8 protein-coding genes are annotated in these 10833 nt (G+C 71.1%); 3 read left to right on the top strand and 5 right to left on the bottom strand.

What is annotated here, in order from left to right:
- Positions 1 to 25 precede the first annotated feature (25 nt).
- Positions 26 to 451, bottom strand: coding sequence for a Rieske 2Fe-2S domain-containing protein (locus ACFZCY_RS08410; RefSeq protein ID WP_391170219.1), 426 nt, complete (start codon positions 449 to 451; stop codon positions 26 to 28).
- A 199-nt stretch (positions 452 to 650) separates the two neighbouring features.
- Between ACFZCY_RS08410 and ACFZCY_RS08405 the strand changes: the two genes are divergently transcribed.
- Both ACFZCY_RS08405 and ACFZCY_RS08400 read left to right on the top strand, forming a co-directional pair.
- A complete protein-coding gene (locus ACFZCY_RS08405) occupies positions 651 to 1715 on the top strand; it encodes a substrate-binding domain-containing protein (RefSeq protein ID WP_391170218.1) in 1065 nt (354 codons plus the stop codon).
- Positions 1712 to 2677: a PfkB family carbohydrate kinase gene (locus ACFZCY_RS08400; RefSeq protein WP_391170217.1), complete on the top strand. Its 966-nt coding sequence runs from the start codon at positions 1712 to 1714 to the stop codon at positions 2675 to 2677. The genes ACFZCY_RS08405 and ACFZCY_RS08400 overlap by 4 nt, the downstream gene beginning before the upstream one ends.
- A 54-nt stretch (positions 2678 to 2731) precedes the next feature.
- On the opposite strand, the gene uvrA is transcribed toward ACFZCY_RS08400, so the two are convergent.
- Complete coding sequence (gene uvrA, locus ACFZCY_RS08395; protein ID WP_391170216.1) at positions 2732 to 5752, bottom strand: excinuclease ABC subunit UvrA; 3021 nt, start codon at positions 5750 to 5752, stop codon at positions 2732 to 2734.
- 309 nt (positions 5753 to 6061) lie between these two features.
- On the opposite strand from uvrA, the gene ACFZCY_RS08390 reads away from it, so the two are divergent.
- Positions 6062 to 6718 carry an MBL fold metallo-hydrolase gene (locus ACFZCY_RS08390; protein ID WP_391170215.1) on the top strand — a complete coding sequence of 219 codons (657 nt, stop codon included), beginning with the start codon at positions 6062 to 6064 and terminating at the stop codon, positions 6716 to 6718.
- Positions 6719 to 6807: 89 nt separating this feature from the next.
- On the opposite strand, the gene ACFZCY_RS08385 is transcribed toward ACFZCY_RS08390, so the two are convergent.
- The 3 genes from ACFZCY_RS08385 to ACFZCY_RS08375 all read right to left on the bottom strand — a co-directional run bounded on the left by ACFZCY_RS08385 (position 6808) and on the right by ACFZCY_RS08375 (position 10794).
- Positions 6808 to 7812, bottom strand: a complete 1005-nt coding sequence (locus ACFZCY_RS08385) for a TerC/Alx family metal homeostasis membrane protein (RefSeq protein ID WP_391170214.1) — start codon at positions 7810 to 7812, stop codon at positions 6808 to 6810.
- Positions 7813 to 8105: 293 nt separating this feature from the next.
- Positions 8106 to 10088: a TerD family protein gene (locus tag ACFZCY_RS08380; RefSeq protein WP_391170213.1), complete on the bottom strand. Its 1983-nt coding sequence runs from the start codon at positions 10086 to 10088 to the stop codon at positions 8106 to 8108.
- A gap of 127 nt (positions 10089 to 10215) precedes the next feature.
- Entirely contained in the window at positions 10216 to 10794 is a 579-nt protein-coding gene (locus ACFZCY_RS08375; protein ID WP_391170212.1) for a TerD family protein, read from the bottom strand.
- Positions 10795 to 10833 lie beyond the last annotated feature (39 nt).

Genomic DNA, 10833 nt, shown 5'->3' with positions numbered 1-10833 from the left:
TGCGGGCGGTGACAGTTCCGGGGTCTCAGGCCTCCGGCCCCGCGATGAGCTTTCCGCCCTTCGTCCTGACCGGCACGGACGGCAGCGGGGCGGTGGCGGGCCCCTGGAGGACCTTGCCGGTGCGGGCGTCGAAGACGCTGCCGTGGCAGGGGCAGCTGATCTTTCCGTCCTCGACGGCGTCCACGACGCAGCCCCGGTGGGTGCAGACCGCGCTGAACGCGGTGTAGCGGCCCCCGGCGGTCCGGGAGACGACCACCCGGTCCTCGCGGTAGATCTTCGCGCCACCGGCCGGGACGGCGTCGGCCGCGCCGAGCTCGACGGGGGCGGTGGGAGTCGGGGACGCCTTCTTGCCCGATCCCGTCGGTGAGCAGGCCGCCGCCCCGAGCCCGGCGGCTCCGGCCAGCGCCGCTCCGCACAGCACGGTTCGTCGGGAGGCGGGCTGGCTGGTCATGGGGGCTCCACGGGGCAGGGCGGTACGGGATGGTGCTGCCATACGACGATACCGGTACGGATCGGTCCGTTCGCGGGCGGATCCAGGGCTCGCGTAAACGTTTGCGTAAGCGTTTACGCGCGCTCGCCGGTGCGATACCTTCCTTCACGTTCCCGCAGCACGCCGAGAAGAGCAGCACACCGAGGAGAGGGGCGGGCGGATGGCGACCATGGTCGATGTGGCCCGGCGCGCGGGCGTCTCCGTGGCCACCGTCTCGCACGTACTCAACGAGACCCGCCGGGTGCGCCCGGACACCCGCCGGGCCGTCCTGGACGCCATCGACGACCTCGGCTACACCCCCAACACGCTCGCCCGCTCCCTCGTCACCGCCCGCACCCGCTCGATCGGGCTGGCCGTCTCGGCGATCAGCAATCCGTACTTCACCGAGATCCTGCAGGGCGTCGAGTCCAGCGCCCTCGAACACGGCTACAGCCTGCTGATCGCCGATCCGCACGACGACCCGGCCCATGAGCGGAAGGTCGTCCAGCTGCTCCATGAGCGGCGGGTGGACGGAGTGATCGTCGCGCCGTCCGCCGAGCCCGCCGAGCTGATCGGCTATCTGACCCGGCACGGGGTCCCGTGCGTCTTCCTCGACCGGCTGATCGGCGACGGGCACGACCATCCGTACGACCAGGTCGGCGCCGAGAACGCGTTCCACCTCGAACAGCTGGTGCGCCACCTCGCCGAGCTGGGCCACACCCGCATCGGCCTGGTCGCGGGTCTGCCGGGGCTGAGCACCACGTTCGAGCGGATCGACGGCTACCGCACCGGACTGCACCACAGCGGGCTGCCGTTCGACCCCGGGCTGCTGGCGGACGGCCACTCCGAGGCGCGCGGCGCGGAGGACGCCACCCACCGGCTGCTGGCCTCCGACGAGCCGCCCACCGCGATCGTCACCGCCAACAACGCGATGACGATCGGCGCGCTGCGCGCCCTGCGCGCGGCGGGCCGCACCGTGCCGGGCGATCTGGCGCTCGTCTGCTTCGACGACTTCTCCTGGGCCGATGTCTTCTCCCCGGGGCTCACCGCGATCTCCCAGCCCAGCCGGGAGATCGGCAGCACCGCGGTCCGGCTGCTGCTGGACCGGCTGGAGCATCCGGAGCGGCCGCCGCGCACCGTGCGGCTGCCCTGTGCCTTCGTCCACCGCACATCCTGCGGCTGCGCCCCCGAAACCGCGCCCGAACCCGCCGACCGCCCAGCACCTGGAAAGGACCCCGTCTCGTGATCGTCGTCGCCGGAGAAGCCCTGATCGATCTCGTGCCCGATCGCGCGGCCCCCGCCGCGACGGGCGACGAGCTGCCCGCGCTGCGTCCCGCACGCGGCGGCGGCCCCTACAACACCGCGATGGCGCTGGGGCGGCTCGGCGTGCCGACCGCGTTCTGCTCACGGGTCTCCACGGACGGCTTCGGCGAGGCGCTGCTGTCCCGGCTGCACCAGGACGGGGTGGACACCGCCCTGGTGCAGCGCGGGCCGGAGCCCACCACCCTCGCCGTCGCGTCGATCGGCGCCGACGGGTCGGCGGGCTTCGGCTTCTATGTGCAGGGCACCGCGGACCGGCTCTTCGAGCTGCCTCCGGCCCTGCCCGAGGGGACCACCGCGCTGTCGCTGGGGACCTGTTCGCTGGTGCTGGAGCCGGGCGCGAGCGCGTACGAGGCGCTGCTGCGGCGCGAGGCCGGGCGCGGCGTCTTCACCGCGCTCGACCCCAACGTCCGCACCGGGCTCATCCCCGACGCGGACGCCTACCGGGCCCGCTTCCGCGGCTGGCTGCCGTATGTCGGGCTGCTCAAGCTGTCGGTCGAGGACGCGCGCTGGCTGGCCGGTTCCGGGGACGCCCCGGCGGAGTCCGACGAGGCCGTCGAGGCGGCGATACGGGAGTGGGCGGCGGCCGGACCGGCGGCCGTGGTCTGCACCCGGGGCGGGGACGGGCTGAGCGTGCTGTGCCAGGACGGATCCCGCTGGGCCGTGCCCGGGGAGCGGGTGGAGATCGTGGACACCATCGGGGCGGGCGACACCGTGAACGCCGCGCTGCTGCACCGGCTGGCGGCGCATGACGCGCTGTCGGCGCCAGCGGTGGCCAAGCTGGGCGAGGCGGCCTGGCGGGACGTCCTGGGCTTCGCCGCCCGGGCCGCCGCGATCACCTGCTCCCGGGCGGGCGCCGAGCCGCCGTACGCCGCTGAGCTGGCGTAAGCATGTCAGCACGCGGTGCGCCGCGCCCGGACCCGGGCGCGGCGCACCGCGGCGTTACTTACCGGCTGTCCGCTTCGAGGCGGACTTCTTGGCCACCGTCTTCTTCGCGGCGGTCTTGTTGGCCGCGGCCTTCTTCGCGGCGGTCTTCTTGGCCGCCGCCTTGGCGGGGGCCTTCTTGGCGGCCGCCTTCGTGCCGCCGCCCGTGCGGGCCGCCGGCACCGTCGCGTCGCTCACCCGGTCGCCCAGCATGTCCCGCAGGAACTTTCCGGTGTGGCTGGTCGGAATCGAGGCCACCTCCTCCGGGGTGCCCTCGGCGATGACCAGACCGCCGCCGCTGCCGCCCTCCGGGCCCATGTCGACGACCCAGTCCGCCGTCTTGATCACATCGAGGTTGTGCTCGATGACGATCACGGTGTTGCCCTTGTCGACCAGTCCGGACAGCACGTTGATCAGCTTGTTGATGTCCTCGAAGTGCAGACCGGTGGTCGGCTCGTCCAGCACGTAGACCGTCCGCCCGGTGGACCGCTTCTGCAGCTCGCTCGCCAGCTTGACCCGCTGCGCCTCACCACCGGAGAGGGTCGGCGCGGGCTGGCCGAGCCGCACATACCCCAGGCCGACCTCGTTGAGGGTGCGCAGGTGGCGGGCGATCGTCGGCACCGCTTCGAAGAAGTCCAGCGCCTCCTCGATGGGCATGTCCAGCACCTCGGCGATGGACTTGCCCTTGTAGTGCACCTCCAGGGTCTCCCGGTTGTAGCGCGCGCCGTGGCAGACCTCGCACGGCACATACACATCCGGCAGGAAGTTCATCTCGATCTTGATGGTGCCGTCACCGGAGCAGTTCTCGCAGCGGCCGCCCTTGACGTTGAAGGAGAAGCGCCCGGGCATATAGCCGCGCACCTTCGCCTCCATCGTCTCGGCGAACAGCTTGCGCACATGATCGAAGACCCCGGTGTACGTGGCCGGGTTGGACCGCGGCGTACGGCCGATGGGCGACTGATCGACATGGACCACCTTGTCGACCAGGTCGTCCCCGGCGACCCGGGTGTGCCGCCCGGGGACGGTCTTCGCCCCGTTCAGCTCGCGGGCCAGATGGGTGTAGAGGATGTCGTTGACCAGCGTGGACTTCCCGGACCCGGAGACGCCGGTGACGGCGGTGAGCACGCCGAGCGGGAAGGACACATCGATGTCCTGGAGGTTGTTCTCCCGGGCGCCGTGCACCGTCAGCCGGCGCGACTGGTCCATGGGCCGCCGTGCCCGCGGCAGCGGGATGACCTTCTTGCCCGACAGATAGTGGCCGGTCGCCGACTCCTCGTTGACCAGCAGCTCGCTCAGCGGCCCGCTGTGCACCACCTTGCCGCCGTGCTCACCCGCGCCCGGGCCGATGTCCACCACCCAGTCCGAGGTCTTGATGGTGTCCTCGTCGTGCTCCACGACGATCAGGGTGTTGCCCAGGTCGCGCAGCCGCACCAGCGTCTCGATCAGCCGGTGGTTGTCGCGCTGGTGCAGGCCGATCGACGGCTCGTCCAGCACGTACAGCACCCCCACCAGACCGGAGCCGATCTGGGTGGCCAGCCGGATGCGCTGGGCCTCACCGCCGGACAGCGTGCCCGCCGCCCGGTTGAGCGAGAGATAGTCCAGGCCGACGTCGACCAGGAACCGCAGTCGCTCGTTGACCTCCTTGAGGACGCGCTCGGCGATGGTCTTCTCGCGGGCGGTCAGCTCCATGTTCCGCAAGAACTCGGCGCATTCGCTGATCGACATCGCGGAGACGTCCGCGATGGACCGCTCCTGCACGGTGACCGCGAGGACGATCGGCTTGAGGCGGGTGCCCTCACACGTGGGGCAGGGCACCTCGCGCATATAACCCTCGAACCGCTCCCGGCTGCTGTCGCTCTCCGCCTCCGAGTGGCGCCGCTTGACGAACGGTACCGCGCCCTCGAACGCGGTGGTGTACGCGCGCTGGCGGCCGTAGCGATTGCGGTAGCGGACGTCGATCTGGGTGCGGTGCCCGTTCAGCAGGGCCTTCTTGGCCCGCTGCGGAAGCCCGGCCCAGGGGATGTCCGTGCGGAAGCCGAGCGCGTCGGCGAGCGCGCCGACCAGCCGCCCGAAGTAGTCCTTGGTGTGACCGTGGGACCAGGGGTGGATGGCGCCCTCGTCCAGCGACTTCTCCTCGTCCGGAACGATCAGCTCCGGGTCGACCTCCATCCGGGTGCCGATCCCGGTGCACTCCGGGCAGGCGCCGAACGGCGAGTTGAAGGAGAAGGAGCGCGGCTCCAGCTCCTCGAAGGACAGGTCGTCGTACGGGCAGTAGAGGTGCTCGGAGAACATCCGCTCGCGCTGCGGATCGTCCTCGTCGAGATCCACGAAGTCCAGGATGATCATGCCGCCGGAGAGGCCGAGCGCGGTCTCCACCGAGTCGGTCAGCCGCCGCTTGGCGCTGTCCTTGACGGTGAGGCGGTCCACGACCACCTCGATGGTGTGCTTCTCCTGCTTCTTCAGCTTCGGCGGGTCGGACAGCTGGATCGTCGTGCCGTCCACCCGGGCCCGGCTGTAGCCCTTGGTCTGCAGATCGGAGAAGAGATCGACGAACTCCCCCTTGCGCTCGCGCACCAGCGGGGAGAGCACCTGGAAGCGGCTGCCCTCGGGCAGCTCCAGCACCCGGTCCACGATCGCCTGCGGCGACTGGCGGGCGATCGGGCGCCCGCACTCCGGGCAGTGCGGCTTGCCGATGCGCGCGAACAGCAGCCGGAGGTAGTCGTAGACCTCGGTGATGGTGCCGACGGTCGAGCGCGGGTTGCGGGACGTCGACTTCTGGTCGATCGACACCGCCGGGGACAGGCCCTCGATGAAGTCCACATCGGGCTTGTCCATCTGGCCCAGGAACTGCCGGGCGTAGGAGGAGAGCGACTCGACGTAGCGGCGCTGGCCCTCGGCGAAGATCGTGTCGAACGCGAGGGACGACTTGCCCGACCCGGACAGCCCGGTGAAGACGATGAGGGAGTCGCGAGGGAGGTCGAGCGAGACGTTCTTGAGGTTGTGCTCGCGAGCCCCACGGACGATGAGACGGTCGGCCACGCCGGTCGGCACCTTTCTTGAGAAGAGGTGGGTGCGCCGGGCCCGCTCCCGAGTCCCCTCCCGACGGACAGGACGGAGCGGAGCGAAGCCCCCGACCCAGGGTATGGGGGCGCCACGGCGATGTCTTAAGGATGCAGCACACCGAGCCTATAGCACGCACATTCGATTTGCGGGACCAGCGTGCCTGGTTCACCCGATCGTGTGGCGGGTGCTACGGGATAAAACGGCGCATCACGCCCCTGGTATTCCCCGCCCGTCGCCTCGCCCCCGAGCCCACGCCGCCCGGCCTCCCGACGCTAGGGTGAGGTCATGACCTACAGCGGAGTGGTGACGGTCGGCGGACCGGCGGACGTGCACGAACTGCCCGATCTGATGATCTCGAAGGTCGCGGTCGGCCCCATGAACAACAACGCGTATCTGCTGCGCTGCCGGGCCACCGACGAGCAGCTGCTGATCGACGCGGCCGCCGATCCGCACACCCTGCTGTCACTGATCGGCGAGAGCGGCATCGCGTCCGTCGTCACCACCCACCGCCACCAGGACCACTGGAACGCGCTGCGCGAGGTGGTGGACGCCACCGGCGCCCGCACCCTGGCGGGCCGGTACGACGCCGAGGGCATCCCGGTCCCCACCGATGTGGCGGTCGATGACGGCGACACGGTGCGAGTCGGCCGGGTCGAGCTGACCGCCCGCCATCTGGTGGGCCACACCCCGGGCAGCATCGCCCTGGTCTACGACGACCCGCACGGCCATCCGCACGTGTTCACCGGCGACTGCCTCTTCCCGGGCGGCGTCGGCAACACCTGGAAGGACCCCGAGGCGTTCGAGAGCCTGATCAACGACGTCGAGACCAAGCTCTTCGACCGGCTCCCGGACGAGACCTGGGTCTACCCCGGCCACGGCGACGACACCACCCTCGGCGCCGAGCGCCCGCACCTCGCCGAATGGCGCAAGCGCGGCTGGTAGCACCGGCTGGCAGCACCCCCTCCGCGCCCGCACCACGACGCCTACGGCCGACCATCCGGCAAGCGGACGGTCGGCCGTAGGGGCGGGCGTCAGACGTCGGCGCCGTCCCTGTCCCGGGCCCGGCCCTCCTCGGCCTCCGCCTCCGCCAGCGCCTGCTTCTTCGAGGCGTAGAGGCTGGTGATCGTCGTGATCGCGAGCACCGCGCAGATCACACCCAGCGACACCGGTATGGAGATCTGCGGGACGTGCACCCCGGACTCGTGCAGGGCGTGCAGCACCAGCTTGACGCCGATGAAGCCGAGGATGACCGACAGCCCGTACGACAGGTGGACCAGCTTCTTCAGCAGCCCGCCGATCAGGAAGTACAGCTGGCGCAAACCCATCAGCGCGAAGGCGTTGGCGGTGAACACGATGTACGGATCCTGGGTCAGGCCGAAGATCGCGGGTATGGAGTCCAGCGCGAAGAGGACGTCCGTGGTGCCGATCGCCAGCATGACGATCAGCATCGGCGTCATCAGCCGCTTGCCGTTCTCCATGATGAACAGCTTGGTGCCGTGGTACTGGTCGGTGGACGGGAAGCGCTTCTCGACCGCCTTGAGCAGGCGGTTCTCCTCGAACTCCTCTTCCTCCTCACCGGCGCGGGCCTCCTGGATGAGCTTCCATGCGGTCCAGATGAGGAACGCGCCGAAGATGTAGAAGACCCAGGCGAAGTTCGCGATGATCGCGGCACCGGCGGCGATGAAGACCGCGCGCAGCACCAGCGCGATCAGCACACCCACCATCAGCACCCGCTGCTGGTAGATCGTCGGCACCGAGAACTTCGCCATGATCAGGACGAAGACGAAGAGGTTGTCGACGCTCAGCGACTTCTCGGTGATGAAGCCCGCGAAGAACTCGCCTGAGGGCTGGCCACCCGCGAAGACCAGCAGCCCCAGACCGAAGAGCCCGGCGAGGGCCATCCAGACGGTGGTCCAGATACCGGCCTCCTTGAGGGAGACCTCGTGCGGCTTGCGGCCGCCGATGAAGAAGTCGACGGCGATAAGGGCGCAGAGACCGACAATCGTCAGCCCCCACATGGCCACGGAAACGTCCACGGATCCTCCGGCATTCGTACGGCAATTTCAGCGTCGTCGCTGCCGGAGGTCTCTTCCGCCCGGGCTCGCGCCACGGACCGGTGCCCCGGGATCGCGCCCGACCCGACTCAAGGTGCTCGGGCGCGACCCGTGGTGACGGGAACACCGCTAAGGAGTACTCCCCTCCGCGTAAAGAAGAGTACAGGAAAACCCATGAAAGAGTAAAGAGAAAGGCAAATGCCCAGCTCAGGCTGGCTTTTGACGGGGTGACGGACGCTTGGTGATCTTCGATCGGACGTAGACGATCTTCAGGATCAGCGTCCGTACGCCTGCCGGGCCCGCCCCACCTGATCCAGCACCTGCCGCAACACGTCGCTGCCGGCCGGGACCAGCGACGGCTCGTACGTCCAGGCGTGGCCGACCCAGGGATCGGCGAGGTGATCGTCGGCGACCGGAGTGATCCGCAGCAGCGAGCGCCACAGCGGGTCCAGCACCGGCCCGTAGACCTGCGCGTCCTCGCGGTCGGCGACCATCATCAGATGCACCCCGGCCGAGGGCCCCTCGTCCGCGAGATAGCGCAGCTGGGTCACGGCCCGGTCGTCGAAGCCGTGCGGGAAGTCGTGGACGATCAGCAGCTGCTGGGCGAGGTCCAGATCGGGCGGCAGCGCGTCGGTGGCCCCGCTGCGGATCGCCATCTGCACCAGGTCGACGCGCCGGGTCAGCGCGGCGAGCACCTGGGACACCCCCGCCGCCCCGGCCGCGGGCGGCTCACGCAGCGCACCGGACGCCAGCAGCGGCGCCAGCGAGGTCGCGGCCGAGCCCGCCGGGTCGATCACCTGCACCGCGAACTCGTCCACCGGATACACCGCCAGCAGCCGCGCCGCGTGCGTCACCGCCGTCTCGGCGGCCAGCCTGCGCAGCTCACCGGAGTCCAGCAGCGCCCCGCGGGCCGAGCCGGTGCGCCCCGCGTCGATCCACAGACCGCGCTCCAGCGGCAGCCGCACCAGCATGGGGATGCGCAGCTCGGTGCGCTCCGGAAGGTGCAGATCGCCCAGGCGCAGTGCCATCGGGATCTCCATCGGCACCTGGTAGCCCTGCCAGACCGGGCTGTCCCATCGGGCGTACGCGGGCGGCAGCGCGGGCTCGACCACCTCGGACTCGGCGACCAGCTGCGCCAGGTCACGGTCGAGGGCGGCCCGGGCCTGCTCGACCAGACCGGCCTGCTTGGCGCGGGCCTGCGCACGGGCGGCGTCGGCCGCGGGGCCGACCCGGGTACGCGGATCGGAGAGCACCTTGTCCAGCTCCTGCTCCATCCGGGATTCGGCGAAGTCGACGGCGCTGCGATAGGCGGCCGCGGTGCGGGCCAGGTCCTCGAACATGCCCCAGACCTGGTTGTAGAGCCGCTCGTCCATGGTCCAGCCGGAGGCGTCACCCGCGACGGGCCGCGCGGGCTGTCCGGGCGGGGCGGGCGGCGCGGTGGGCGGGGGCGTGGGCGGCGCGGCGGTACGGCGCCGGGGGTGCTGGTAGTCGACCCGGCCGCCCGGGGCCGTGTCCCCCGCCGGGGACGGTGGCTGCGCGGCGGCCTGGGGCCCCGCCTGGGCCTGTGGCTGGGGCTGCGGCTGCGGCCGGGTCTGTGGCCGGGCCGGGGGCGGGGCGTCCGGTGCGGGCCCGGCACCCGCCGTGGCCGTCCGCACCCGGCCGTCGTCCCCGGCAGCACGCGGCGGGGGCTGGGCCACCGAACGGGCCATGCCGCGCGCCACCGCGTCGTTGATCTCGGCGGCCAGCTCGGCGGCCTGGGGCAGCCCCTGGTCCCGCAGCATCTCGGCCAGCCCGCCCGCGTACCCCTGGCCCACCGCCCGCACCTTCCAGACGCCCTGCCTGCGGTACAGCTCCAGGGCGATCACCGCGGACTCCGCGTCCAGGTCGGTGATGGTGTAACCGGCCACCCCGGTGCCGTCGAGGCCGGTGACGGCGACGGACGGCGCGGCCATGGCACCGAACCGGGCCGGGCCGCCGGACCCGCTCACCAGGGCGAGCAGCACATGCACCCGGTGGACGCCCTCGGGCAGCGCGTCGAGGTCGACGGCGAGCCGGTGGTCGGCCGCCGCCTGCTTGGACACTTCGACGCCGGGCAGCTGGGGCGAGGCGGGGTGCGCGACCCACTCGGCGCCCCGCACCGTGCCCCGCTCATCCCCGAGTGTCGCCCCGGCCACGATCGGATTGCCCGCCGAGATCCGGATCTCCAAACGGGTCTGCGGCAGCGGGTGGTTCTGCCCACGGACCAGCTCGGCCGTCATCGTGCGTCCCCCTCGTTGTGTTCCGTTGTGCTGCGTTGTACTGCGTGGTGGTGTGCGGACCGTGCCGCGTGAGCGCGTCGGCCCGGTGGGCATGCGCACCACCGGGCCGACGGGAGAACCGCTCCGCTTACAGGTGCGGCACGATGTGCGGCATCAGGTCCTGGAAGGTGCGGCCGTTGGCGGGCTCGCCCACGGCCTTCATCTGCCAGGCGCTGCCCGCGCGCTGCACGATGGCCATGATCTGCGCGGTGTACTGCCCGCCGCCGGTGAGGGTGTAGCGGGCCAGCTCCTGGCCGTTGGTCTCGTCGACGAGCCGGCAGAACGCATTCTGCACCTCGGCGAAGGTCTGGCCGGTGAAGGAGTTCACGGTGAAGACGATCTGGTCGATGTGCACCGGCACCCGCTGCAGGTCGACGAGGACGGCCTCGTCGTCGCCGCCCTGGCCGGCGCCGCCGACCAGGTTGTCGCCGGTGTGGCGCACCGAGCCGTCGTCGCTCACCAGATGACGGAAGAAGACGACGTCGGTCGGCTGCTTGTCGGCGAAGAGCACCGCCGACGCGTCGAGGTCGATCTCACGGGTGCGGGAGCCGAACAGTCCGCGGCGGGGCGCCGCCTGCCAGCCCAGTCCCATCCGCACCGCGGTCAGGGTGCCCCCGTCGGCCTTCTGCAGGCTGATGGCCTGTCCCTTGGACATGTTGACCGTCACGCGCTGTCCCTACTCTCGTCTCTCGGTTTCCCCGTGGCC

Origin of the sequence: Streptomyces sp. NPDC007983, from assembly GCF_042958345.1 — a bacterium.
GTDB lineage: Bacteria > Actinomycetota > Actinomycetes > Streptomycetales > Streptomycetaceae > Streptomyces.
This window is presented reverse-complemented; position numbering and strand designations above follow the sequence as displayed.

What these genes read in the sequence shown, in the direction of transcription:
- ACFZCY_RS08410 (WP_391170219.1), bottom strand. Translation starts at nt 451, where the DNA reads ATGACCAGCCAGCCCGCCTCCCGACGAACCGTGCTGTGCGGAGCGGCG.
- ACFZCY_RS08405 (WP_391170218.1), top strand. Translation starts at nt 651, where the DNA reads ATGGCGACCATGGTCGATGTGGCCCGGCGCGCGGGCGTCTCCGTGGCC.
- ACFZCY_RS08390 (WP_391170215.1), top strand. Translation starts at nt 6,062, where the DNA reads ATGACCTACAGCGGAGTGGTGACGGTCGGCGGACCGGCGGACGTGCAC.
- ACFZCY_RS08380 (WP_391170213.1), bottom strand. Translation starts at nt 10,088, where the DNA reads ATGACGGCCGAGCTGGTCCGTGGGCAGAACCACCCGCTGCCGCAGACC.